Here is a 23,315-nt window from a genome sequence, read left to right as displayed (position 1 = left end):
GATGATTGATTGGCAGAAATGTTAAGGGGTTTTTAAAACTACCCGTTCTTACCGAGCGTTCACAAAGATCAATTTGGAATTGCTGTCGGATTTCTGCCATTAAACTGTCACGCGAACGCCGCAACATCCAGGGCCCAACAGGAACGTGGATAGGGACGGCAGGCAGCATGCACAGGCGTGAAGTAATCAGCTGGATGGGGATCGGTGCACTGGCACCGCTACTCGGCGCCTGTTCCGCACTGCCCGGCTCGCGTCGCGAGGACGCCAGCCTCGATTTGTTGTACATAGCCGATACCCTCGATGCACGCCAGCCGGGCCCGGCCGTGGTGCCGGCCACGCGGTTAGGGCCAGTCAGCCATCTGGGCCGCGCACCCTGGATGACTGGCGCCAGTGCCAGCGTCGCTCACCCGCAACTTGCACCACTGCTCGATGCCAGCCAGGCGTCAGCCGCTCAGTTGGGAGGCTACGCGGTGCTGGGCGCCTTGCTTGAGCAGTTGCGCGCGCAAGCCGGTTCGGGGAATAGCCTGACCCTGGAAAACGGCCAGGGCTGGAATGGCAGTGGCCTGGCCTACCTGACCCAGGGCGAGAGCGGCCTGCAAGGCAGTCAACTGCTGGGCAGTGAGGTGCGGGTCAGCAGCGATGAGCGCGTGCTCTGGCCGCAGCGTTGCGCCGGCCTGTATCGTCAGTCTTCCTCCGTTACCCTCGGCGCCGGGCTTGCTGGCGAGCAACGCCAGGCCTTGGGGCTGGAGGCGCTGCACCTGTTCGAACGCGGCGGTGTACGCATCGCCGTGGTAGGCGTCACCGACCCCTACGCCCAGGACCAGAAAGCCTCATTGAAGCAGTGGTACCACTCGCTGAGCCCGGCCTTCGAACAGGCCCGACGCGAGGCCGACCTGGTGGTGGCCCTGGCCGATGTCGGTACCGGGCCGGGTTTGTGGCTGGCCGAGCGTGTCAAGGAAGTTGACGTCGTGTTGTGCGCCCGAGGTCAGGACCTGTGGCCCGCACCCGTGCCGGTGACCCAGGCCAGCGGTCGCCAGGTGCCGGTGCTCTTCGCCGGTTGTCGTGGCAGTGGGGCATTTCGGCTGCGTTGCCAGCAGGTAGCTGGACAATGGCAGTTCGATGCGCATTTTTTCCCTGCGTTCGCGTACCAGCTTTCACCCGCGGCGCAACGGCGCGCAGGCCAGTTGCAAAGCCAGTTGCGCCAGCAGCGCGCAGGTCATGCGGCCTGGCTTGACCAACCGTTGGCCCGCGCGCCGCAAGCGCTATGGCGCCGCGATACCCGCGCTGGCAGTTGGGACCAACTGCTGCACCAGGCCTTGGCGGATGACGGCAGCATGCCAGTGCTGTTGCCCGGTCTGCGCTACGACTACCCCGTGGCAATGGGCGATGCCATCACCCGTGAGCATCTGATCAGCCTCACCGGCAGCTATCCGGCCCCGGTGGTCGAAGCGCCAGCGCGCCAGGTCGAACACGTGCTGGAAAACGCCGCCGAGCAACTGTTCGGCGACCCATTGCTGCTGGACAACAGCCAGGACCTGCCGCGCTGGCAGGGCCAGCCATGGCGCGTCAGCTACAGCCCGCAGGGCAAGCGCATCACCGGCCTGGATCCGGTCCAGGGGGTGTGTCGCACCTTCGGCTTGCAGTTCGACGCCCAGGCCGGCGAACCACTGTGGCAGCGGGTCGAGGCCTGGCTGGCGGACCAGCCGACAGGCTGGCAGCTGGCGCCGCTTCAGTTGCCTGAAGTGCGTTATGTGCAGGGACACCCCGGCTGGCACCCACGGCAGGTGGCCTCGTGAGCCTGGGCGCCAGGCTAGTGACCGGCAGTTGCCTGACGCTGGCCGCCTGGCTCGCCGCCCAATGCCTGCTGCAACTGGGGCGCTCGCCGCAACCGGCCAGCCCGCCTGTCGCCAGCGACACACCGCTGCCTGGGCTGATGGTCGGTCACTGGTCGGCGTCAGGCAACGACGGTGCCATCGCCATCACGCGTCTGCCGCTGCAGTACCTCGGTGGCCTCAAGGCCCAGCCACTGTCCGCCAGTGTGGTGGTGCTGCGCTTCGGCCAGCAGGTGCGCACGCTCGGGCGAGGCCAGCGCCTGGCGCCGGGGATCGTGTTGCAGGACATCGACGCCGATGGCCTGATTTTCGACAACCAGGGGCGGCGTGAACGCCTGCCCTGGCCGCCACGCTCCGCCGTGGCCGGCTTCAAGCGGCAAGGATGAAAGATGCTCGTTAGATACTGCGTTGCCGCGACCATGAGCCTGGCGCTGACGCTTGCGTGGGCCGAGGAACCCGAGGTGTTCGAGGAGGATGGCACACCGCGGTATGAGGTGAATTTCGTCGATACCGAATTGGGCGAGTTCATCGACAGCGTGTCGCGTATCACCGGCACTACCTTCATCGTCGATCCACGGGTCAAGGGCAAGGTCACGGTCCGCACCGTCGACCGTCACGATGCCGATGCCATCTACGATATCTTCCTGGCGCAGTTGCGCGCACAGGGGTACGCCGCCGTCGACCTGCCCAATGGCAGTGTGAAGATCGTACCCGACCAGGCTGCGCGCCTGGAGCCGGTGCCGGTGGAGTCCGCCGGCCAACCAGGTGAAGGCAGCGATGGCGTGGCCACGCGGGTATTCAATGTACGCAACGCCGCCAGCGAGCAGATGCTCGGCATCCTCAAGCCGCTGATCGACCCTCGGGTCGGGGTCATTACGCCTTATCCGGCGGCTAACCTGCTGGTGGTCACGGACTGGCGCAGCAATCTAGAACGCATCGACAGCCTGCTACGTCAGCTCGACCAGGTCAGCGACGAACCGTTGCAGGTCATGCCCCTGCAGCATGCCAGCGCTACCGACACCGCGCCGTTGCTGACTCGTCTGTTGGCCCGGGAGCAGGGTGGCGACAGTACCCAAGTGGTCGCCGACCCTCGCAGCAATGCGCTTCTGGTACGCGGCAGCACAGACCGTGTGCGTGCCCTGCTCAAGCAGCTCGACCGCCCCAGTGACAACCAGCACAGCAGCAATACCCAGGTGATCTACCTGCGCCATGCCAACGCCGGCGAGGTGGTGAAGGTGTTGCGCGGGCTGAGTCAGGACGGCGCGGTGCCCGGCGAAGGCGAAGAGGAGGGCAAGGACAAGCGCTTGGCACCGGCCAACGACCTGGGCATCCGCCTGGAGTACGAAGAAGGTACCAACGCGGTGGTGATGGTGGGGCCCGACAGCGCGTTGGCGGCCTATCGCACGATCGTCGAGCAGTTGGACATCCGTCGCGCCCAGGTGGTCGTCGAGGCGATCATCGCCGAGGTTTCCGACAGCCGCGCCCAGGAACTGGGTGTGCAATGGCTGTTCGCGGATGAAAAGTTCGGCGCCGGTATCGTCAACTTCGGCAGCAACGGGGTGAACATTGCCAACATTGCCGGCGCGGCGGCCAGTGGCGACAACGAGGCACTTGGCGATCTGCTGTCGGCCACCACGGGGGCCACGGCGGGCATCGGCCATATCGGCGGTGGCTTCAATTTCGCCATGCTGATCAACGCCCTCAAAGGCAAGAGCGGCTTCAACCTGCTGTCTACACCGACCCTGCTGACCCTGGACAACGCCGAAGCGTCGATCCTGGTCGGTCAGGAAGTGCCGTTCGTCACCGGCTCCGTCACCCAGAACAACGCCAACCCCTACCAGACCATCGAGCGCAAGGAAGTCGGGGTGAAGCTGCGGATCAAACCGCAGATCAACATCGACAACAGCGTGCGCCTGGATATCGTCCAGGAGGTTTCGTCCATCGCCGACTCCACCACCGCCAGCGATGTGATCACCAACAAGCGTGAGATCAAGACCAAGGTGATGGTCGAGGACAACGGCCTGGTGATCCTGGGCGGCCTGATCAGCGATGAGCTGAGCACCAGTGACCAACGCGTGCCATTTCTGGGGGACATCCCGGGCCTTGGCCGGTTGTTCCGCTCCGATGCCAGCAAGAACACCAAGCAGAACCTGATGGTGTTCATCCGCCCGCGCATCCTGCGCGACGGCCCCAGCCTGGCTGGCTTGAGCGAAGACAAATACCGCACCTTGCAGCAGACCACGCCGCTGAACCTGCCCGGCCTTGCCGGCGCTCAGAGCGCTACGCCGTTGATGCAGGCGTTCCCCGCCAGCCGGGCACGCCTCGAAGGCGGTGACTGGTGATGCTGCCCTACCGCCTGGCGCGTCACGCGGGGCTCGCCATCGCGCCTGCCGAAAGTGGCTGGCAACTCTGGCTGCGCCACGGGGCCGACAGCTGCCAGTTGCAGGAACTGCTGCGCGTCCACGGCCAGCCCAGTGCACTCCAATACCTGGCGCCAGATGCTTTCGATGCGCGCCTTGGCCAGCTGTACCAGGCGGGCGAAGGGGCCAACGAAGCATTGATAGAAGGCATAGGCGAGCAGGTCGACCTGGACAGCCTGATCAGCGACATGCCGCGCATCGAGGACTTGCTCGAAAGTGACGACGAAGCCCCGGTCATTCGCCTGATCAACGGGCTGTTCGGCCAGGCCTTGCGCCTGCGCGCTTCGGACATCCACATCGAAACCTTCGAGCAGAGCCTGGTGGTGCGCCTGCGGGTCGATGGCCACTTGCGCGAGGTGCTGCGCCCACCTCGGGCGCTGTCAGCGATGCTGGTATCGCGGATCAAGGTCATGGCGCGCCTGGACATCGCCGAGAAGCGCCAGCCGCAGGACGGGCGCATCACCTTGCGCGCTGCCGGGCGTGAAGTGGATGTGCGTGTCTCGACCCTGCCTGGCATCCATGGCGAGCGGGTGGTGATGCGTGTACTCGACAAGCAGGCCAGCCTGCTGGCGCTGGACAACCTGGGTATGCCGGCCGCCGTGCTGCAAGGCCTGCGCGCCTGTCTGGCGCGGCCCAATGGCATCGTGCTGTCCACCGGGCCGACCGGTTCAGGCAAGACCACCACCCTGTATGCCAGCCTCAATGGCCTCAACGATGGCAGCCGCAATATCCTTACCGTCGAGGACCCGGTGGAGTACGCCATTACCGGCATCGGCCAGACCGCTATCAACCCACGAGCCGGGCTGACCTTCGCCAATGGCCTTCGGGCCATCCTGCGTCAGGATCCGGACGTGATCATGCTGGGGGAAATCCGCGACCAGGAAACCGCGCAGATCGCCGTTCAGGCCAGCCTCACCGGCCACTTGGTGCTGTCGACCCTGCACACCAACAGTGCGGTAGGTGCCGTGACGCGCTTGCGCGACATGGGCATCGAGCCGTTCCTGATCGCTTCATGCCTGCGTGGCGTGTTGGCCCAGCGCCTGGTGCGCCGGCTATGCCATTGTGCGGTGGCGCATCCTCTGCAAGTGGCCGAACGCGAGATGTGGCCGGAACTGGCGACGCTGGGCAACAGCTACCACCCGGTAGGCTGTGCGGATTGCCAGGGTAGCGGCTATGTCGGACGCATTGGCCTGTACGAGTTCGTCGAACTGGATGCAGGCCTGATCGGCTTGTTGTATGACGGTGCCAGTGAAGTCGCCATGCACGATTACCTCGCCCCACGACGCCAGAGCCTGCTGGCCATGGCCAGCGATTGCCTGGCAAGCGGCCAGACTAGCCTGGCCGAAGTGCTGCGCGTGGTGCAGGGCTGAGCCATGCCGACCTACCGCTACCACGCCGTCGATCTAACCGGCAAAACCCACAAGGCTAGCCTGCAAGCCGACAGTGAGCGCCATGCCCGCCAGCTACTGCGCGAGCAAGGGCTGTTCGCCCGTCGATTGTCCGGTGCCAAGGGCGGGGGGCGCACGTCTCGTCGACAGCGGCTGAGCCGTGCGCAGTTGTGTGAGCTGACCCGTCAACTGGCCACGCTCACAGGCGCTGGTATCCCGTTGGTCGATGCCCTGGCCACGCTTGAGCGCCAACTGCGCGAACCGCAGTTGCACAGCGTGCTGGTGGCCTTGCGAGGCTCGCTGGCCGAGGGCCTGGGGTTGGCTCGCAGCCTTGCCCGTCAAGGGGCGCCATTCTCTGGGCTTTATTGTGCGCTGGTCGAGGCCGGCGAGCGTTCCGGGCGCCTGGCCCAGGTGCTCACACGTCTGGCAGATCATCTGGAGCAAGTCCAAAGGCAACAGCACAAGGCGCGCACCGCGCTGATCTACCCCGTCGTGCTGATGGGCGTGTCGCTGGCGGTGGTGGTCGGGCTCATGACGTTCGTGGTGCCCAAACTCACCGAGCAGTTCGCCCATGCCGGGCAAGGCCTGCCCCTGATCACCTCGCTGTTGATCGGGCTGAGCCAGGGCTTGGTGCAGGCCGGTCCCTGGTTGCTGGCATTGGCACTGCTGCTCACGGGCCTCTCTGGCTGGCTGCTGCGCAAGCCGTACTGGTGCCTGCGCCGCGATGAGCTGCTGCTGCGCCTGCCGCGCATCGGCACCCTGCTGCAGGTGCTGGAAAGCGCGCGGCTGGCGCGCAGCCTGGCGATTCTCAGCGGCAGTGGCGTGGCATTGCTCGAAGCCTTGCAGGTGGCCACCGAAACCGTCGGCAACCGGCGTATCCGCCTGGCCATGGAGCAGGTGCGCCTGCAAGTGCAGGGCGGCACCAGCCTGCATCGCGCCCTGGACGCCAGTCAGCAATTCCCGCCGCTGCTGGTGAACATGGTGGGCAGCGGCGAAGCCAGCGGCACCCTGTCCGACATGCTCGAACGCGTGGCCGACGACCAGGAGCGGGGCTTCGCCCGCCAGGTGGATACGGCCATGGCGCTTTTCGAACCCCTGATGATCCTGGTGATGGGCGCGGTGGTGCTGTTCATCGTGCTGGCGGTCCTGCTGCCGATCATGCAACTGAACCAGGGCCTGCAACTGTGAACACAAGGAGTACCGACATGCAGCAACGACGCACCCGCCAGAGCGGTTTCACCCTGATGGAAATCATGGTGGTGATCTTCATCATCGGCCTGTTGATCGCCGTGGTCGCGCCCAGCGTACTGGGCAACCAGGACAAGGCCATGCGCCAGAAGGTCATGGCCGACCTGGCCACCCTGGAACAGGCCCTGGACATGTATCGCCTGGACAACCTGCGCTTTCCCAGCAACGAGCAGGGCTTGGCCGCTCTGGTGAAAAAGCCTGCGCAGGAGCCGCTGCCACGGGCCTGGCGCAGCGATGGTTACGTGCGTCGCTTACCGCAGGACCCTTGGGGCACGCCTTACCAGTACCGCATGCCGGGCGAGCATGGTCGGGTCGATGTGTATTCGCTGGGGGCCGACGGCATGGCCGGCGGTGAAGGGCAGGATGCCGACCTGGGCAACTGGGAGCTGTAGCCCATGACGGACCAGCGCGGTTTCAGCTTGCTTGAGCTGCTGGTGGTACTGGCCATCGCCGGGTTGATGACCGGGCTTGCCGTCGCCTCACTCGAGAGCGGTGGGGCGAATGTCGACCAGGCGTTGCAGCGCCTGGCCGTCGAGACCCGCGCACAGGCTGCGTTGGCACGCCACACCGGACAACTGCGCGGGTTGCGCTGGACCGGCCAGCATCCACAGTTCGTCCGCAGGGAGGGGGCACGTTGGGTCGTCGAACCGGTCACCTTCGACCCTTGGCCCAAGGGCTTGCGCCCTGACTGGCCGGCCAGCGCGCAACCTCGCGTGCTGTTCACGGCCCAAGGCTGGGCGCAGCCGGGCAGTGTGCGCTGGCATTGGGCCGAGGGCAGCCAGCGCTGGGACTGGAGCCGCGATGGCCGTTTGCGGGTAGCGGCGGCGCCATGAAGCACAGGCAACAGGGCTTCACCTTGCTGGAAGTCACCGTCGCCCTGGCGATTGCCGCCGTGCTGGCGGTCATCACCAGCCAGGTCTTGCGCCAGCGCCTGGCCGTTCAGGATAGCGTGCAACACCACCGCCTCGGGCTGCTCTGCGCGCGGGAGCTGCAAGCGCGCTTCACCGTCGAGCAGTTTTGGCCGACCGTTAACCAGGTTGGCGGCGTGCTGAGCCAGGGCGGGCAAGCCTGTCATTGGCAATTGCAGTTGCGTGGCACCGGTGTGCGCGACTTGCGCCGGGGTGAGTTGCAGCTTTACGCCGACCGCGACCAGCGCCTTGCGCTGGGCCAGTTCAGCGTATTTCTGGAGCGCCCCTGATGCCCGCGATCAGCTGTTCTGTAGGCGCTGGCTTGGCGGAGATCAGGCTATGAAAGCGACCATGGGAGTGACCCAATGAAGCGGCGCCAGGCGGGCCTGACCCTGATCGAACTGTTGGTCGCACTGGCCCTGACCGCGCTACTGGGCGTCATGCTTTCGGCGCTGGTCAATGGCTGGCTGAAGGTGCGCGAACGGCTGCAGTCGACGACCCAGGAAACCAGTGTGCTGGACTTTTGCCTGGCCCTGGAGCGGCGTTTCGACAGCCCGGTGCTGCGCCGTGTCCATGAACAACGCCTGCCACTGGCCAGCCGGTGGCTCGATTGGCAGCCCGACCGCCAGCAACTGCTGTGGGTGGCTGCTGCCGCCATACCAGAAGCCGAAGGGGGTTCACGGCTTCAGCGCCAGCGTCTGCGTTTCGATGTCCGCCAACAGCGCGTGTTACTGGAAAGCTCTGCCGACCTGTACGCCGCTGGCGCGCCCCATTGGGTATTGCGTGAGCAACTGGAGCGGGTCAGCGCGATGAACATTCTTTACCACCAGGGTGGCCGCTGGCTGGCCTGGCCTTCCGATCAACCGGCGCACCCAGGTCGCGGCGTGCGCTTGGAACTGCAGCGTGATGGAGCACCCTATGTCTGCACCTTCGTTCTCCCTTGGGGGCGGTCATGATGCTTGAGTGGCGTCGACGGACAGCGAATCGGCCCCGCTTGTTGCTGCGGCCGGGCATCGTCTGGGACTGGATGCTGATCGACACGAGGGGCGCGACAACAGAAGGGGTAGGTAAGCCGCCGGTGCAGGAGGATGTTCAGGTTGTGCTGATCATCCCCGCGCAGCATTGCAGCCAGTTCCAAGTGGCGGCACCGCCGCGGCTCAAGCGCGAGGAGTGGCCGATGCTTCTGGAAGATCGCTTGCTTGAGCACCCGGAGGATGTCGTGTGCGCGCGCCTCTGCGCCCCACCCGGGCAACTGCAGTTGTTGGTGGTGGCGCGCCAGGCCCTGGCGGGCTGGCGCGAGCAGTGTGCCGAGTGGGGGCTGCAGGCCGAGCACTGTTGGGCCGAGTTCCAGTTGATGCCGATGCCTGAACCAGGTGCTGCCTGGCAGTGGCGAAGATCGTCGGGCCTGACGCTGTTCAAGGGCATGACGGCCGAGGCGAACGAGCTGTGGCTGGCCTGGCCCGATGGACTGGGCGAGCTGCCAGAACACCCTTGGTCAAGCCTGCGCAGACAATTCATGGAAGGCCCATGGCCGACGCCCTTGGCGTCGCTGGCGCAATTGCCTCGTGTGTTCGAGCAGCGCGGTGGGGCATGCAAGTTGCCTGGCGTGTCGCGGCAACAGCGCGGTCTGCTGGTCGCCTGCCTGCTGTTGGCGTGTACGTGGGGCGGGGTGTGCCTGACCCAGCAGTGGCACCAAGCCCAGGTCTGGCGTGCCGAGGTGGCGGCGGTTGCCGGCGAGCATGCCAGCCCTCGCCAGGCTGCCCAGGCGCTCAAGCGCCTGCGGGAAGGCCAGGTACAGCAGCAGCTGCGCTTACGCCAGCTCGACGAGCTGCAAGCACGTCTGCAGGGTTGGCTGCGTGAGCACCCCCAGTGGCGGCTGCAAGCGGTGCGCTTCGACGGCCAGCGTTGGCACCTGCGCCTGGAGGGTGACGGCGTTGCGCCGCCCTGGCGTGAAATGGCCGAGACGGCCGGTGCGCGTGTCGAGGTTCAAGGCGGGACGCCGGCGCTGCAGTGGCAAGTGACCTTCGACCTGGGGGATGCGGTATGAACCTGTGCGGGTTGCAGCGCAAGCGGGGCGTGCTCGCAGGGTGCCTGATCGGGCTGCTGGTGGCGGTGCTGGTTACCCGTGAAGGGCTGAGCCTTTGGCGTGAGCTGGGGCAATGGCGCGAACTGGCGCAAACGGCTGGCCGTTTGCCTGGAGGGCCGGCGTTGAGCCTTGAGCGTTTGCATCAGTCGGCCCTGGTGGCGCGCATCGACATCAGCCAGGTCGAGCCGCAAGGCGAGCGCTGGCAGGTGCGCGGCCAGGTCGCAGATGCGCAGCATCTTCAGGGCTGGTTGCAGACACTCCAGGCAGAGGGCGTGCAGCCGCTGCAGTGGGGGCTGGAGCAGGACGCCGGGCGCTTGCGGTTCGACCTGTTGGTGCAGCCATGAGCCGACGCGGATTGTTGTGGATGGCACTGGTGTTCGGGCTGACCGTGCTGGTGGAATTACCCGCCAGTTGGGTGGCGCGCGCCTCGGGGGCCGCGCTTGGCGGCGTCAGCGGAACGCTGTGGCACGGACAGGCGCAACATTGGGGGGCGGTCGGTCCGTTGCGATGGACCTTGCAACCATGGCGTCTGGTAGCAATCGGCGAGCTGGGTTACCAAGGCCAGGCCTGGCAGTTACGTGCCGAAGGTTGGCCATGGCGCTGGCGCTTGCAGGTGCAGGCGACAGGTGCGCAAGCGACTGCGCAGGCGGACTATCGCCTGGCGGGGCAATGGCAAGGCACGCTGACGGCGCAAGGCTCGGGGCTGAACTGCCAGGGTTCGGCTGGGCGCCTGCAGGCAGTGGATGTGGCGGTGAGCGCACCCTGGTCATTGGCGTTGGGGCAAGGCTCGATCGAGCTGGATTGCCGGGCGGGCTGGCATCTGCTGGGACACCTGGCGCTGCAGGGGCAGCACCAGGTGAACCTGGATGCCGACCTGATGCAGCGAACGGCGCAGGTCCGATTCCAGATGCAGCCCGATGCCGCCTTGACGCCCGTGCTGCGTGGCGCGCAATGGATGGAGGCACAGGCGACTTCAGGTCAGCGTCGCTTGAGGTGGTAGGCGGGCAGGGCGACGACGCCCCACCCGCCCGGTCCAGTCAGTCACGCTTGCCCTGTACGCTCGATGCCCACGCCTGGTTGCGGTTGTAGCCGCTGGTGCGCAGCAAGCCCAGGTCGAGCGCATTCTCGCCATCGGCCGCCCCCTTGCCTTTGGTCAGCTGGGCCACGGCGGTACCCAGGTCGACTGGCGAGTTGGAGGCGTCGATCGACACGTCACGGCGATAATCGCTGCCGCTCAGGGTTTCACGGGTTACGGCTTGGGCACGCAGTGCGACATCGCCTTTGGCCGACTGCAACCGCGCGCCCATCAACTGCGCTTCGCCTGCGACGTTCAGGTCGATACCTTCGCTGCCTTTGAGCGCTGTCGGGTGAGCGACGCTGTCACGCTGCGCGTGGGTGAGGTCGAGACTGAAGGTTGGCGAGAAGCCGGGTTCCGCCTTGCTCAAGGCCGGGCCGGCTTTCTTCGCGACGTTCCCTCCCAATGGCCCGGCCAGCGAACTGGCGGCATTGACGTAGCCCTGCGGGTTCTTTTCCTGGCTCAATCGCGCATCGGCATTGATTGTCAGGGTATCGACGCGGTCCTTGAGACTGGCCAGCTTCAGGTCACCGCCGACATCGCCGGTGATGCGCTCGGCTTCCAGGCTGGTGCCTTCCAGCTGTGTGTCGCCGAGGCTTGCCAGGCTGATGTGCCCGGCGCGCAGGGTATTGGCGTTCCAGGTCTGGTTGTCGCGCTTGTCCAGGTCGACCTTGACGCGGCCATGCAGGCCGCGGGTATCGGTCGCGCCCGTGGCCATGCTGAAACCGGCACCTGCAGTGATGTCCAGGTTGTTGCGGCGCTCGATATCCTTCGACGCTTCGATCCGCAGGCCGCCGTTGCTTGCGTTCAGCGCAATCTGTTCGGCGGAAACCTGCAGCCCTTGCAAGTGCGCAGCGAGGTTGTCGCGGGCGCGGCTGGTCACGCTCAGTTTTCCGCCGCTGGCGATCTGCGCATCGACCGCCTGGCTGGCGTTCTCGTCCACCCTGCCGTTGCTGAAGTGGCCACCGAGGGCGCCGCTCTGGGTAGCGCCCGTCTTGGCCGCCAGTTCCATGCCGCCGCCCAGGTTGGCGCCACTGGCCTGTTGGGTATCGCTGGCGGCCTTGACCTGCAAACGGCCGCCGCTGTCCAGATAGGTATCGCCTACCTTGGCGGTGCGGTCGCCGATGCGGGTGCCTTCGAGCAACAGGTCGCCCGCGCTGCTCAGGCGTACTTCGCCTTTGGCATCGACCTGTGCGACCTGTGCCTTGGTTTGCTCGCTGTTTTTCTGGACGTGGTCGAGGTAGCCGCGGGTCTCGCCTCCGGTGCTGTCCGGGCGGTTGCCGCCCTTGGCCCAGGCGTTGCCATCAAGCTGGCGCGACGACTGTTTGCTGTGGTTGGTCGCCTGGGTCAGGGCCAGGTCGCCGCCACTGCGAACGAGGACATGGCCGTCACCGCCATCGAAGCGTGTGCCTTCGTAGCGGCCGTCGCTACCCAACTGTACCTGGATGCCTTGTTGGCCATAGAGGCTGCCGGGCACCGCTGTGTTGGCGACTTCCAGCTTGTCCAGTGAACCGCCTTTGCCAGAGGCACGCATGTTCAGGTCGCTGCCGGTGGTGCTGTCCACGCGCAGGTCGCCGCCATAGGCCAGCCGCTGCACAGTGGTCTGCTGAGTGTTTTCGGCTGCCCGCAGGTGATGCCGGTCGGCGTCGATCTGCAAGGCGCCGGCGTTGGCTCGCCACGCGGTGCCTTGGTCTTCGATGATGTCAGCCTTGCTGGTCACCGCGCTGCCGGACAACTCGCTGACCTGGGCATAGCCACGGCGCTGGTTTTCCAGGCGCTTGATGTGCTCCAGCGTCAGGTCGGCACCCACGCTGGGCGCTGCCATGGCATCTTCGGGCGAAGCTTGCTGGAAGCGCTGAGCCTCCTCGCCCAGTATCAGGCGCTCGATCGGGCGGGTGAGATCACGGTACTCCACGCTGGCCCCCAGGCTGCCACGCCAGTTGTCGGTGACTTCCTCACGCTGTTCGATGTTTTCCGGGGCGCGGTTGTCGATGTGCGTGGCGACGACCTGCAGGGTTTTACCGGCCTCGACGCGTGCCGCTTCGTTGGCCAGTTCGCCCGTGTCGATCTTCACGTCGCCGCTGGCCTGGAGTTCGCTGCGTTGCACTTTGCTGTCGAGCGCGGTGACCGTGTGGGTGTCGTGGTGGCCATCGAACGCACTGCCGAGCCGGTCGATGCCGCCGGTCACGGTCAGGCCGCCACCGCTCTGCTGAGTACGGGTGGTTTCTTGCGTGTCGTTGCGTGTGACGCCCAGGGTCAACTGTTTGCCGTGCAGGCCTAGGTCACCCGCGCTGGCCTGAACCTTCGAACCATTGACCTGCAGATGAGCGCCGCTGTCGAGGGTTACCGAGGCGCCCTTGAGTTCGCTGGCAACCTGGCGGGTCTCGACGCGTTCACCGGTCGTCGTGGCGACTTCATAGCCCACGCTGGCCGCGTACTGGCGCGATTCAGGCTTGCCGTCCTGGGCCGCATGGGTTTGCCTGGCATCGGCGCTGAAGCTGCGCTGCTGGGACGAGGTTTGGATGAGGTCCCGGGACTGTGCACTGTCGACCAGCAGGTCGCCCTTTGCTTCGACTTGCAGGTGCTTGCCGGCCTCCACCCTGGCGCCCCGCACACGCAATGCGTCGGCGCTGGCCAGGCGCAGGTTGGTGGTGGACGACACGTCACTGATCAACACCTGGGCTCTTTGCGTTTTGCTCTCGTGCTTGTTGCCGAGCAGACCGAACAACTTGCTGCTGCTATCGCGCTGGGTGGACGTGCTGCTGCCCTGATCGGCTTCGATGGCCAGGTGACCTTTTTCGCTGTAGAGCACGGCATCGCCCTCGGCCATGACACGGCTGCCCTTGAGGCTGACTTGGTCGGCGACCACCTGCATGGCGCCGTCGCTGGTGATGCTGCTGCCGACCACGGTCTGGCCTTGGCTTTCCTTGCCTTTGCGGTCGCCGAAGAAGGTGCCGGATACCAGATCGCCCCGGTAATTGCGCTGAGTGCCCTGTTCTTTCAAGGCTGTGGTCCGCACCTCGACGGTCCTTGCCTTGATGGTCTGGTCGCCGCCGCTGTGCAGGGTGCTGCCGTTGACCCTGAGGGTATCGGCAACCTTGACCGTCATGCGTCCGGCATCGAGGGCGCTGGCATTGGCCTTCTCGGCGAGCAGGTCCGAGTCACGGTCTCCGCGCCACAGGTCCTTGCGATGGCGCACCTTTTCCTGGATACGCAGGCTGTCGATACCGGCTTCGATGTTCAGATTGCCGCCACTGTTCAGCTCAAGGTCGCTGGGGGTGCTGAGGTTGGCCGCCACCATTTGCATGTCGTCCCCGGACTGCAAGGCCATGCCGTCGCGACCGTGCAGGGTTGTGCCGTGCTGCGCCTTGTTGGTGGTGGTGCGCTCACGGTTGTAGGTTTCCCGGGTGACGAACAGGAACTTCTTGTTCCACTTGTCGCGATTTCGCTCGATGGTTTCCCGGGTTTCGGCATCCAGGGTCAGCTTCTTGTCGGCCTTGAGCTCGACGCGCCTGGCGTGGCCGTCGACGGCGCTCAGGCTCAGGTCGTCGGCAGCGCTGAGCGTCAGCGCGCCTTGTTCGCTGCGCAGCTTGGCATGATTTTCGGCATCGCCCTTCACCTGCAACCCGCCAGCGGAGCGGATGTCGATACCCTCGCGGCCTTCGACCTCCATCGCCCCCATGCGCACTCCAGCGCCCTCGGCGGTACTCACCACACGAATGCGTCCGGCACGCATGGCGCCGAACAGGCTGGCGTCGATGGTCGAGGGCAGCGCAGGCAGGTGCTCGACGATCTGGCCACTGCCGTGGTCGATCCGATGGCGGCCTACGGTGATGTTCAGATCCTGCTTGGCCTGCAGCAGCCCCGTGCTGTTCAGGCGGGGTGCGATCAGGTCGAGCGCGCCTTCGCTGTTGCTCTGCCCACCTTCGAGCACCTGCAAGCTGCCGCTGGCACTGAGCGTGTCGAGGTACTGGAGTTGCTCGGCTTGCATCTCGGGCGTGCCGACCACGAAGCCTGCACGGGTGGTGTTGATGAAACTGCCGCCGTTGAGGGTGATGCCGTTGGGGTTGGCCAGAATGTAATCGGCCGGGCGGCCGAAGATTTCCTGCGGCCCTTCGATCAACGATGCGTTGCGGCTGACGACCTCGTTGAGAATGGTGGAGGCTGCCTGCCCCTGGAACTGCGGATTGGCGGCCAGGGCACCGGCCAGCTGCGACTGGCCGGCTTGCAAGGCGTTGTTGAGCACTAAACCGGGTCTACCCACGTTGTAGTCGAGAAACTGGTTGTGCGACAGGCCATTGGCGTTGGGGGCGACGATGTCGATGACCGGAACGCCGTGGCCGCTGTTGATCACGGGTGTGCCGCCTGGGCCTGGTGCCGCTTGCAGGCCACCTTGGGCCATAGCGGTGCCGGGGCTCAGCACGGCGAGGAAAATGGCCCAGCGCAAGGTATCGGGACGGGGGGATTTCAACGGCGAGAGTGTTTGCATGTTCTCGTTCTCTTTTTGTGGGTGAATCAGATGTTCAGGGACCACTCCAGCACCCAGAAGCCGCGCTCCAGACCGGAACGGGGCAAATCGCTGGCATACAGGGCATGTTGGTAGTCCAGGCGCAGGCGGCTGCTGGGCAGGCTCAGTTCCATGCCCACCGCTGCTCCCGCCAGGCGGTGCCTGGGGGAATCCCCGGCAAGCTGCACCCAGCCAAGGTCCAGGCCGAGGTAGGGGCGCACCTGCACCGGCCCGGTCCAGTCCATTGGCAGCACCTGGCTCAGGGTGTTGCGCCACAGGGCCGCATTGGCGCCGGCGTGGGTGGCCTGGCGGAATCCGCGCACGGCCGAGTCATCGCTGAGCAGGCGTTGTTCGACGGCGGGTAGCACGTCGTCGCTCCATTGCAGGGCCAGCTCGCTGTGCCAGCGCCATGGCCGGTGCGCGGGGCCTTGGCGCAAATGGAACAGGCTGGCGCTGTACTTGCGAAAATCCGGGCGAGGCGCATCGGCGCGCAGAGCCGATCGGTCCGCGCCGAACCAGTCCACGCCTTGGCTCATGCCCAGGTAGGCGTTCCACAAGCCATGGTCGAGCCAGAGCAGGTTGACGCCCGCTTCGAGCGTCGTGAGGGTGGGGCTCTGGAAGGCCAGTACCGCGTTGTTGCTCCGGTTGATCAGCTGCTTGCGGTTCAGTCGGCCGCTGACACTGAGCATGCCGCGCTGGTCGCGCCAGAGCGTGCGCTCGAGGTTCAGCCCTTGATAGCTGCTGCGACCACTGGTGGTGTGCGGACTATGGGGAATGGGCGCGCCATAGCGCAGTTCGCTGGCGTTGAGGGCGAAGGTCCATGGACCGTAGGGAATGCTGTAGTGCAGGTTGATGCCCTGGCTCTGGCCCGGCGCATCGACGACGGTCGAGACCCGTGACAGGCGCAGGTCGTCATTCAGGCCCAGCGGGCTGTCCAGGCCAAGGCTTAGGCTCAGGCGGTGGCGGCCGGTGAGCGCGCTGCCGCGGTTGTCGAAGTGGCTGTCCAGATGCCAGCGTGAAGCCACTTTGTGCGGCACGACGTGTACGCGGGTCCCACCGGGAATCTGACCAGGCAATAGGTCGATACCCAGTTCGTAGGCACGCAAGCGGTTGAGTTGGTCCAGCCCTTGTTCCAGATCGGGAAGGTACAGGGGGCGCCCCAGGACGTCTGGAAATGCGCCGCGCAGCGACAGTGGCAGTTCGGCCCCGGCGAATTCGATGGACTCGACGAAGCCTTCGATGACGACGATGGCGAGCGGTTCGCCATCGTGGGGGGCTTGTTGCAGGTAAGCGCGACTGGTGGGGTAGCCGGCCTGGACATAGAGCTGGGTGATGGCTTTGAGCAACCGGTTGATGCTGGCGATGCCCATGCATGCGGGGACCAGTGGTCGTACCGTGGTTTCCAGCAGTTGCGGCGCCAGTAGCTGGCTGCCGGCCAGCCGTACGCCGGAGGTTTTCCAGCAGTGGCCGTCACTCGGCTGGTCGGGGGAGGTGACTTCGGTGCTGTCAGGCGTCCAGGGGCGTTGCCAGCGTTGCAGACGTTGCTGGTGTTCCAGCTGTCGCAACGCGCGCTGCTGATCGCGCAGTTGCTGGCTGGCGGGGTCGTCGGCCAGGGCCTGGGCCATGGTCAGTGCGCCGGCGATCAGCCAGGCAAAGATGAGGATGAGAAAGTGGCGTGATGGGTACTGCATCGAACAACCCCGCAAGGTCAGTACCGTTCAGGTACCGGTATGCGGGGATTCTAAAAATGCAGCGCAGGGCCTGGATGCGATCCCGTGCCTAGGCGGGCGTAGGCACGGAGTGGAAATACCGTGCGAAGCTTCCTACAGCTCAAATTGAAATGTAGGACCTTAGGGGCGAATCTCGATCAGTGTTCCGTCCTTGACCAGGTCCCAGACTTCGCGCATGTCGTTGTTGCGCATGGCGATGCAGCCATCGGTCCAGTCCAGGGTGTGGAAGTACCACTCCGGGTACTCGTCGTTGATCGGCGTGCCATGGATCATGATCATGCTGCCGGCACTGATGCCCTCGCGGGTGGCGCGGGCGGCGTCGCTGATGTTGGGGTAGGAGATGTGCATGGCCAGGTTGAAGCGGTCGCTTTGCTTGCGCCAGTCGAGCCAGTACAGCCCCTCGGGGGTCTTCTTGTCCCCTTCGCGTTCCTTGGGGCCCTTGGGCTGCTTGCCCAGCGAAATGCGGTAGGTCTTGAGCGGTTCGCCACGGCTGATCAGCTGCAGGCGGCGCTCGGACTTGATCACCAGCACCTTGTCGATCAGCGGTTGCATGGCGGTCTGGGAGGGCGAAGGCGCCTGCGCGGGCGGTTGCGGCTTGCGGATGATGACCTCGGTGTAGGCCGCCTGGGTCACCGACGTAATGCAAAGGCAGAAAAGGGCGAACAACCAGCGCATGAAGCGGTATCCCTGAAAACTTAAGTGGTAGACGTGACGTTCATCGGTGGCAGGTATTCATGGCCAACGGGGAAGGCCTGCCCGATGCGGTCGCGATAATAGCATTCTAGTGTGCGAGTGACGGTGCGGAAAGCCAGCTCGTCCCACGGGATCTCGTCTTCTTCGAACAGTCGCACTTCAAGGCTCTCTATGCCCACATCGAAGTCGAGGTCGAGCAGTTCGGCGCGGAAGAACACATGCACCTGGTTGATGTGCGGCAGGTCGAACAATTGGTAGAGACTCATCGAACCGACCTGGGCACAGGCTTCCTCGACGGTTTCGCGACGGGCGGCCTGGTCGAGGGTCTCGCCGTTCTCCATGAAGCCGCCGGGCAAGGTCCAGAAGCCACGGCGCGGTTCAATGGCGCGCCGGCATAGTAGCACCTGGCTACCCCAGGTAGGCAGTACACCGGCGACGATGTTGGGGTTCTGGTAATGAATGGTCTGGCAATGTTCGCAGACATACCGCTGGCGGCTGTCGCCATCGGGTACCCGTTGAATGACCGGTTGGCCGCACGCGCTGCAGAATTTCATGCTGTTCTTCCCTTGTGATCGACCTATCTTGGCGCGCCAGGCGGGGTGCTCGCAAGCTCACGGGGCTTGGGTGCTTCGCGGCTTTGGTGCATCATGCTCGAAGGCCTTGGAAACGAGAGTGCGCAATGCTGGACGAGCTTCTTCGCCGAATGAGCAACCATGAACCTGCATCATTGGAAACCGACCGACGGTTCCCAGAAGCGGCGGTGCTTTTGCCCATTACCCGTAGCGAAGAACCCGAGCTGGTCCTGACCTTGCGTGCCAAGGGGTTGTCGACCCACGGTGGCGAAGTCGCCTTCCCTGGCGGGCGTCGCGACCCGGATGACCCTGACCTGGTGTTCACCGCGTTGCGTGAGGCCGAAGAAGAAATCGGCCTGCCGCCTGGGCTGGTCGAGGTGATTGGACCGCTCAGTCCGCTGATCTCGTTGCATGGCCTGAAAGTAACGCCATTCGTCGGTTTGATCCCGGATTACGTCGAATACCGCGCCAATGATGCCGAGATCGCGGCAGTATTCACCGTGCCGCTGGCTTTCTTCCGCCAGGACCCTCGCGACCATACCCATCGCATCGATTACCAGGGCCGAAGCTGGTACGTGCCCAGCTACCGCTACGGCGAGTACAAGATCTGGGGATTGTCCGCGATCATGATCGTCGAGCTGGTCAACCTGTTGTTCGATGCCGGTATCAGCTTGCATGAGCCCCCCGAGCGCTACATCGAAAACTGAGCGGGATACACCCGCCATCTGCCTTGAGCCATGAGGAGCCAACATGAAATACCGCCTCGGCGACCTGCGGGTCGAGAGTCATCCCACCAGCTGGGCTGCGCCCAATGCCACGCTGATCGGCAAAGTGCGTCTGCAGGCCCGTGCCAGCGTATGGTTTGGCGCGGTGCTTCGGGGCGATAACGAGTTGATCGACATTGGCGAGGACAGCAATGTCCAGGACGGCACCGTGATGCACACTGACAAGGGCATTCCGTTGAGCCTGGGCAAGGGTGTGACTGTCGGGCACAACGCGATGCTGCACGGCTGCACGGTCGGCGATTACAGCCTGGTCGGTATCAATGCGGTGATTCTCAATGGGGCACGCATCGGCAAGCATTGCATCATCGGCGCCAATGCGCTGATACCCGAAGGCAAGGAAATTCCCGACGGTTCGTTGGTGATGGGCTCGCCGGGCAAGGTGGTACGTGAGCTCACCGAGCAGCAGAAGCGCATGCTCGAAGCCAGCGCTGCCCACTATGTACACAATGCCGAGCGTTATGCGCGGGAGCTGGTGATCGACGATGAGTGAAGTGGTAGCGACCGAGCGCCCGGTTGCCTCGCCGTGCGTGAGCATCTGTGCGTTGGATGAACAGGATATCTGCACCGGCTGCCAGCGCACCGTGGCGGAAATTGGCCGTTGGGGGCGCATGAGCAATGACGAGCGCCGGGCGGTGTTGAAGCTTTGCCATGAGCGGGCGGTGGCTTCTGGCCTGATCATGGGGCAGTGATGGGGTGTTGCCTTTGAAGGGGCGGCGTGCCTGTGGCAGCGGGTTTACCCGCGAAGAAGGCGGCGCTAATCTGTCAGGCTTGCCCTAAGATCTCCCCCACCATGTTCTATCTCATCGCCTACATCAGCAGCGTAGTGCTGATCAACTACGCCTTCTCCAGTGCACCGCACCTGGACGTTATCTGGTCCGCCTGGGGTGGGCTGGTATTCATCCTGCGCGACATGGTGCAGACCCGTTTCGGCCACGGCGCCCTGGTTGCCATGCTGGTGGCGCTGGTGCTGTCGTACGTCACGTCGGAACCGGCCATCGCGTTGGCCAGCGCCACCGCGTTCTTCGTCTCCGAACTGATCGACTGGCTGGTGTTCAGCATCACTCGCAGGCCGCTGCGTGATCGACTGTGGTTGAGCTCGGCGCTGAGCATCCCGGTCGATACCTTCATCTTCTTCGGCATGATCGGGGCAATGACCCCAGTGGTCATCGGTACCGCGATGGCTTCCAAGTTTGCCGGAGTCACCGCGGTGTGGCTGGCCATGGCATTTCGTGCCCGACGGGCCGCCGTGGCTGGTTGATGGTGTAGAATAGCGGTCCTTTTTTCAGCGGGCAGCGCACAGCCTGGCGCGGCCCCGGACGCCTTCGAGGACCTGAAATGACCCGTATCGGAACCCCATTGTCGCCCACCGCGACCCGAGTACTGCTCTGCGGCTGCGGCGAGTTGGGCAAGGAAGTGGTGATCGAGCTGCAGCGCCTGGGCGTCGAAGTGATCGCCGTGGACCGTTATGCCAATGCACCGGCCATGCAGGTGGCGCACCGCAGCCACGTGGTCAACATGCTCGACGGCGTTGCCCTGCGTGCGGTGATCGAGGCCGAGAAGCCGCACTACATCGTTCCGGAGATCGAAGCCATCGCCACCGCGACCCTGGTCGAGCTGGAAAACGAAGGTTTCAATGTGGTGCCCACCGCCCGCGCCACGCAGCTGACCATGAACCGTGAAGGCATCCGCCGCCTGGCCGCCGAAGAGCTCGACCTGCCGACCTCGCCCTACCATTTCGCCGATACCTTCGAAGACTACGCCAAGGCCGTCGCCGACTTGGGCTACCCTTGCGTGGTCAAGCCGGTCATGAGCTCGTCGGGCAAGGGCCAAAGCCTGCTGCGTAGCGATGCCGACCTGCAGAAGGCCTGGGATTACGCCCAGGAAGGCGGACGTGCCGGCAAGGGCCGGGTCATTATTGAAGGCTTCATCGACTTTGATTACGAAATCACCCTGCTGACCGTGCGCCACGTCGGTGGCACCACTTACCTCGAACCGGTGGGGCATCGTCAGGAGAAGGGTGACTACCAGGAATCCTGGCAGCCTCAGGTGATGAGCCCGAAGGCGCTGGCCGAGTCGCAGCGTGTGGCCAAGGCCGTCACCGATGCACTGGGCGGCCGCGGCCTGTTCGGCGTTGAGCTGTTCGTCAAAGGCGACCAGGTGTGGTTCAGCGAAGTGTCGCCACGCCCGCACGACACTGGCCTGGTGACCCTGATTTCCCAGGACCTTTCGCAGTTCGCCCTGCATGCCCGCGCCATCCTGGGCCTGCCGATTCCGGTGGTGCGTCAGTTTGGCCCGTCGGCCTCGGCGGTGATCCTGCCTGAAGGGAAGTCGCAGCAGACCAGCTTCGCCAACCTAGACGCCGCGCTGAGCGAGCCAGACACCGCGATCCGCCTGTTCGGCAAGCCGGAAATCAACGGCCAGCGCCGCATGGGCGTATGCCTGGCGCGTGACGAGTCGATCGAAGCGGCCCGTGCCAAGGCGACCCGCGCTGCGCAGGCGGTTCAGGTCGAGTTCTGATCCTGAAGGGGCCGCTCTGCGGCCCATCGCCAGCTAGCCGGCTCCTACAGGTACAGCCTTGACGTGTAGGCGCTGGCTTACCGGCGATCAGGCTGTGAAGGCCGTGATGTTCAAAGCGCAGTATCGCGTGTCTCTTTCAGGCACAGCACGGCAATCAAGCTGATCACCGCCGCCACCGACACGTACCCACCCACCCAGCTCAACCCGCCCATGCTCACCAGTTTCTGGGCGAAGAACGGTGCCGCCGAGGCGCCAACGATACCGCCCAGGTTGTACGCCGCCGACGCGCCGGTGTAACGCACGTGAGTCGGGAACAGCTCTGGCAGCAATGCGCCCATCGGGGCGAACGTCACGCCCATCAGGAACAGCTCGATGGCCAGGAACAACGCCACGCCGGTGGTCGAGCCCGAGGTCAGCAGCGGTTCCATGGCAAAGCCCGACGCCACCGCCAGCAGGCCGCCGACGATCAGTACCGGTTTGCGCCCGTAACGGTCGCTGAGCCAGGCCGACAGCGGCGTGGCCAGGGCCATGAAGACCACGGCGAAGCACAGCATGCCAAGGAAGCTCTCGCGGCTGTAGCCCAGGGTCGAAACGCCGTAGCTGAGCGAGAACACCGTGGAGATGTAGAACAGCGCATAGCACACCACCATGGCCGCGGCGCCCAGCAGGGTTGGCAACCAGTACCTGGCGAACAGATCCACCACTGGCATCTTGACCCGCTCATGACGGGCGACGGCCTTGGCGAACACTGGGCTTTCCTCCAGCTTCAGGCGTACATACAGGCCGACCAGCACCAGTGCAGCGCTAAGCAGGAAGGGAATGCGCCAACCCCAGTCACGGAATTGCTCGTCGCTGAGCACCAGCGCCAGTGTCAGGAACAAGCCATTGGCCGCGAGAAAACCGATCGAAGGGCCCAGTTGCGGGAACATGCCGAACCAGGCGCGTTTGCCCTCTGGTGCGTTCTCGGTGGCCAGCAGTGCTGCGCCACCCCATTCCCCGCCCAGGCCAAGGCCCTGGCCAAAGCGCAGCAGGCACAGCAGGATCGGGGCCCAGACGCCGATGCTGTCATAGCCCGGCAGTACGCCAATCAGTGTCGTGGACACGCCCATCAGCAGCAGCGAGGCCACCAGGGTCGACTTGCGTCCGATGCGGTCACCGAAGTGGCCGAACAGTGCCGAACCCAGCGGGCGGGCGAGGAACGCGATACCGAAGGTCAGAAACGCCGCCAGCATCTGTGCGGTGCCGGAGCCGGACGGGAAGAACACCGGGCCGATCACCAGCGCGGCGGCGGTGGCGTAGACATAGAAATCGTAGAACTCGATGGCGGTGCCAATGAAACTGGCGGTGGCGACCCGAGCCGGGGAATTGACCGGGGCGGCTGGCGCTTCGGCGTAAGTGCTGCTGGTTGTCATTAAGTAGGTCCCTAACAGTCTGGTCTTGCTCCATGGGCTTGGCCCACGATCGCGCGCACTCGAAACGACAGGCAGGCACGGTCTCGCGGACGCCGGAAGCGTATTGTTGTGATCGCTCGACTGACGGCAGCCCAAGGGGGAT

Annotated in this window: 22 protein-coding genes; 17 read left to right on the top strand and 5 right to left on the bottom strand. The window is 65.0% G+C overall.

The genetic code is table 11. The features are described 5' to 3' along the window. The first annotated feature begins 167 nt into the window (after window positions 1–167). The 12 genes from VXM67_RS21555 to gspN all read left to right on the top strand — a co-directional run bounded on the left by VXM67_RS21555 (window position 168) and on the right by gspN (window position 10,882). Window positions 168–1,796 carry a lipoprotein UxpA gene (locus tag VXM67_RS21555; protein ID WP_186598460.1) on the top strand — a complete coding sequence of 543 codons (1,629 nt, stop codon included), beginning with the start codon at window positions 168–170 and terminating at the stop codon, window positions 1,794–1,796. Next, window positions 1,793–2,218 (top strand): pilus assembly protein PilZ, encoded by a 426-nt coding sequence (locus VXM67_RS21550; RefSeq protein WP_367237365.1) that lies wholly within the window; start codon window positions 1,793–1,795, stop codon window positions 2,216–2,218. The genes VXM67_RS21555 and VXM67_RS21550 overlap by 4 nt, the downstream gene beginning before the upstream one ends. 3 nt (window positions 2,219–2,221) lie before the next feature. Next, window positions 2,222–4,174: a type II secretion system secretin GspD gene (gene gspD / locus VXM67_RS21545; RefSeq protein WP_027906560.1), complete on the top strand. Its 1,953-nt coding sequence runs from the start codon at window positions 2,222–2,224 to the stop codon at window positions 4,172–4,174. Beyond that, complete coding sequence (locus VXM67_RS21540) at window positions 4,174–5,622, top strand: GspE/PulE family protein (protein ID WP_027906559.1); 1,449 nt, start codon at window positions 4,174–4,176, stop codon at window positions 5,620–5,622. Before gspD ends, VXM67_RS21540 begins: the two co-directional genes overlap by 1 nt. 3 nt (window positions 5,623–5,625) lie before the next feature. After that, the gene (gene gspF, locus VXM67_RS21535; RefSeq protein ID WP_023382062.1) at window positions 5,626–6,828 is read left to right on the top strand and encodes a type II secretion system inner membrane protein GspF; all 1,203 of its coding nucleotides are present in this window, start codon (window positions 5,626–5,628) and stop codon (window positions 6,826–6,828) included. Between the two features lie 17 nt (window positions 6,829–6,845). Then, complete coding sequence (gene gspG / locus VXM67_RS21530) at window positions 6,846–7,280, top strand: type II secretion system major pseudopilin GspG (protein ID WP_023382061.1); 435 nt, start codon at window positions 6,846–6,848, stop codon at window positions 7,278–7,280. A 3-nt stretch (window positions 7,281–7,283) separates the two neighbouring features. After that, on the top strand, window positions 7,284–7,721 hold the full coding sequence (gene gspH / locus VXM67_RS21525) for a type II secretion system minor pseudopilin GspH (protein WP_023382060.1): 438 nt from the start codon (window positions 7,284–7,286) through the stop codon (window positions 7,719–7,721). Next, window positions 7,718–8,086 (top strand): type II secretion system protein GspI, encoded by a 369-nt coding sequence (locus VXM67_RS21520; RefSeq protein ID WP_023382059.1) that lies wholly within the window; start codon window positions 7,718–7,720, stop codon window positions 8,084–8,086. The genes gspH and VXM67_RS21520 overlap by 4 nt, the downstream gene beginning before the upstream one ends. Before the next feature lie 75 nt (window positions 8,087–8,161). After that, window positions 8,162–8,752, top strand: a complete 591-nt coding sequence (locus VXM67_RS21515; protein ID WP_027906558.1) for a prepilin-type N-terminal cleavage/methylation domain-containing protein — start codon at window positions 8,162–8,164, stop codon at window positions 8,750–8,752. Then, window positions 8,749–9,843 carry a GspL/Epsl periplasmic domain-containing protein gene (locus VXM67_RS21510; RefSeq protein WP_027906557.1) on the top strand — a complete coding sequence of 365 codons (1,095 nt, stop codon included), beginning with the start codon at window positions 8,749–8,751 and terminating at the stop codon, window positions 9,841–9,843. Before VXM67_RS21515 ends, VXM67_RS21510 begins: the two co-directional genes overlap by 4 nt. Beyond that, window positions 9,840–10,226, top strand: coding sequence for a type II secretion system protein GspM (gene gspM, locus VXM67_RS21505; RefSeq protein ID WP_367237364.1), 387 nt, complete (start codon window positions 9,840–9,842; stop codon window positions 10,224–10,226). Before VXM67_RS21510 ends, gspM begins: the two co-directional genes overlap by 4 nt. Continuing rightward, window positions 10,223–10,882: a type II secretion system protein N gene (gene gspN / locus VXM67_RS21500; protein ID WP_027906555.1), complete on the top strand. Its 660-nt coding sequence runs from the start codon at window positions 10,223–10,225 to the stop codon at window positions 10,880–10,882. The genes gspM and gspN overlap by 4 nt, the downstream gene beginning before the upstream one ends. Before the next feature lie 37 nt (window positions 10,883–10,919). Here the strand turns inward: gspN and VXM67_RS21495 are convergent, their stop codons facing one another. From VXM67_RS21495 to VXM67_RS21480, 4 genes are all read right to left on the bottom strand, one after another. Next, window positions 10,920–15,446 carry a hemagglutinin repeat-containing protein gene (locus VXM67_RS21495; protein ID WP_367237363.1) on the bottom strand — a complete coding sequence of 1,509 codons (4,527 nt, stop codon included), beginning with the start codon at window positions 15,444–15,446 and terminating at the stop codon, window positions 10,920–10,922. A gap of 26 nt (window positions 15,447–15,472) precedes the next feature. After that, a complete protein-coding gene (locus tag VXM67_RS21490; RefSeq protein ID WP_023382053.1) occupies window positions 15,473–17,155 on the bottom strand; it encodes a ShlB/FhaC/HecB family hemolysin secretion/activation protein in 1,683 nt (560 codons plus the stop codon). Between the two features lie 159 nt (window positions 17,156–17,314). After that, on the bottom strand, window positions 17,315–17,869 hold the full coding sequence (locus VXM67_RS21485; protein ID WP_023382052.1) for a L,D-transpeptidase family protein: 555 nt from the start codon (window positions 17,867–17,869) through the stop codon (window positions 17,315–17,317). A 20-nt stretch (window positions 17,870–17,889) separates the two neighbouring features. Continuing rightward, a complete protein-coding gene (locus VXM67_RS21480) occupies window positions 17,890–18,441 on the bottom strand; it encodes an NUDIX hydrolase (RefSeq protein WP_027906552.1) in 552 nt (183 codons plus the stop codon). Between the two features lie 125 nt (window positions 18,442–18,566). On the opposite strand from VXM67_RS21480, the gene VXM67_RS21475 reads away from it, so the two are divergent. The 5 genes from VXM67_RS21475 to purT all read left to right on the top strand — a co-directional run bounded on the left by VXM67_RS21475 (window position 18,567) and on the right by purT (window position 21,761). Further along, a complete protein-coding gene (locus VXM67_RS21475) occupies window positions 18,567–19,166 on the top strand; it encodes a CoA pyrophosphatase (RefSeq protein ID WP_023382050.1) in 600 nt (199 codons plus the stop codon). Window positions 19,167–19,209: 43 nt separating this feature from the next. Continuing rightward, complete coding sequence (locus VXM67_RS21470; RefSeq protein WP_023382049.1) at window positions 19,210–19,734, top strand: gamma carbonic anhydrase family protein; 525 nt, start codon at window positions 19,210–19,212, stop codon at window positions 19,732–19,734. After that, window positions 19,727–19,933, top strand: a complete 207-nt coding sequence (locus VXM67_RS21465) for a DUF1289 domain-containing protein (protein WP_023382048.1) — start codon at window positions 19,727–19,729, stop codon at window positions 19,931–19,933. The genes VXM67_RS21470 and VXM67_RS21465 overlap by 8 nt, the downstream gene beginning before the upstream one ends. 101 nt (window positions 19,934–20,034) lie before the next feature. Beyond that, window positions 20,035–20,502, top strand: coding sequence for a VUT family protein (locus tag VXM67_RS21460; RefSeq protein ID WP_023382047.1), 468 nt, complete (start codon window positions 20,035–20,037; stop codon window positions 20,500–20,502). Window positions 20,503–20,579: 77 nt separating this feature from the next. Next, window positions 20,580–21,761, top strand: coding sequence for a formate-dependent phosphoribosylglycinamide formyltransferase (gene purT / locus VXM67_RS21455; RefSeq protein ID WP_023382046.1), 1,182 nt, complete (start codon window positions 20,580–20,582; stop codon window positions 21,759–21,761). 110 nt (window positions 21,762–21,871) lie between these two features. Here purT and VXM67_RS21450 read toward each other — a convergent pair whose 3' ends face one another. Next, window positions 21,872–23,173 carry an MFS transporter gene (locus VXM67_RS21450; protein ID WP_023382045.1) on the bottom strand — a complete coding sequence of 434 codons (1,302 nt, stop codon included), beginning with the start codon at window positions 23,171–23,173 and terminating at the stop codon, window positions 21,872–21,874. Window positions 23,174–23,315: the final 142 nt, after the last annotated feature.

The sequence above is a fragment of the Pseudomonas sp. Rh2 genome (genome assembly GCF_040762985.1).
Taxonomy (GTDB): domain Bacteria; phylum Pseudomonadota; class Gammaproteobacteria; order Pseudomonadales; family Pseudomonadaceae; genus Aquipseudomonas; species Aquipseudomonas taiwanensis.
This window is presented reverse-complemented; position numbering and strand designations above follow the sequence as displayed.

Coding starts and splice junctions, on each gene's coding strand:
- VXM67_RS21450 (WP_023382045.1), bottom strand. CDS start 23,173: ATGACAACCAGCAGCACTTACGCCGAAGCGCCAGCCGCCCCGGTCAAT.
- gspM (WP_367237364.1), top strand. CDS start 9,840: ATGAACCTGTGCGGGTTGCAGCGCAAGCGGGGCGTGCTCGCAGGGTGC.
- VXM67_RS21555 (WP_186598460.1), top strand. CDS start 168: ATGCACAGGCGTGAAGTAATCAGCTGGATGGGGATCGGTGCACTGGCA.
- VXM67_RS21470 (WP_023382049.1), top strand. CDS start 19,210: ATGAAATACCGCCTCGGCGACCTGCGGGTCGAGAGTCATCCCACCAGC.
- gspF (WP_023382062.1), top strand. CDS start 5,626: ATGCCGACCTACCGCTACCACGCCGTCGATCTAACCGGCAAAACCCAC.
- VXM67_RS21515 (WP_027906558.1), top strand. CDS start 8,162: ATGAAGCGGCGCCAGGCGGGCCTGACCCTGATCGAACTGTTGGTCGCA.
- VXM67_RS21480 (WP_027906552.1), bottom strand. CDS start 18,441: ATGAAATTCTGCAGCGCGTGCGGCCAACCGGTCATTCAACGGGTACCC.
- VXM67_RS21495 (WP_367237363.1), bottom strand. CDS start 15,446: ATGCAAACACTCTCGCCGTTGAAATCCCCCCGTCCCGATACCTTGCGC.
- VXM67_RS21520 (WP_023382059.1), top strand. CDS start 7,718: ATGAAGCACAGGCAACAGGGCTTCACCTTGCTGGAAGTCACCGTCGCC.
- VXM67_RS21475 (WP_023382050.1), top strand. CDS start 18,567: ATGCTGGACGAGCTTCTTCGCCGAATGAGCAACCATGAACCTGCATCA.
- VXM67_RS21540 (WP_027906559.1), top strand. CDS start 4,174: ATGCTGCCCTACCGCCTGGCGCGTCACGCGGGGCTCGCCATCGCGCCT.
- VXM67_RS21460 (WP_023382047.1), top strand. CDS start 20,035: ATGTTCTATCTCATCGCCTACATCAGCAGCGTAGTGCTGATCAACTAC.
- VXM67_RS21485 (WP_023382052.1), bottom strand. CDS start 17,869: ATGCGCTGGTTGTTCGCCCTTTTCTGCCTTTGCATTACGTCGGTGACC.
- VXM67_RS21510 (WP_027906557.1), top strand. CDS start 8,749: ATGATGCTTGAGTGGCGTCGACGGACAGCGAATCGGCCCCGCTTGTTG.
- purT (WP_023382046.1), top strand. CDS start 20,580: ATGACCCGTATCGGAACCCCATTGTCGCCCACCGCGACCCGAGTACTG.
- VXM67_RS21465 (WP_023382048.1), top strand. CDS start 19,727: ATGAGTGAAGTGGTAGCGACCGAGCGCCCGGTTGCCTCGCCGTGCGTG.
- VXM67_RS21490 (WP_023382053.1), bottom strand. CDS start 17,155: ATGCAGTACCCATCACGCCACTTTCTCATCCTCATCTTTGCCTGGCTG.
- gspN (WP_027906555.1), top strand. CDS start 10,223: ATGAGCCGACGCGGATTGTTGTGGATGGCACTGGTGTTCGGGCTGACC.
- gspH (WP_023382060.1), top strand. CDS start 7,284: ATGACGGACCAGCGCGGTTTCAGCTTGCTTGAGCTGCTGGTGGTACTG.
- gspD (WP_027906560.1), top strand. CDS start 2,222: ATGCTCGTTAGATACTGCGTTGCCGCGACCATGAGCCTGGCGCTGACG.
- gspG (WP_023382061.1), top strand. CDS start 6,846: ATGCAGCAACGACGCACCCGCCAGAGCGGTTTCACCCTGATGGAAATC.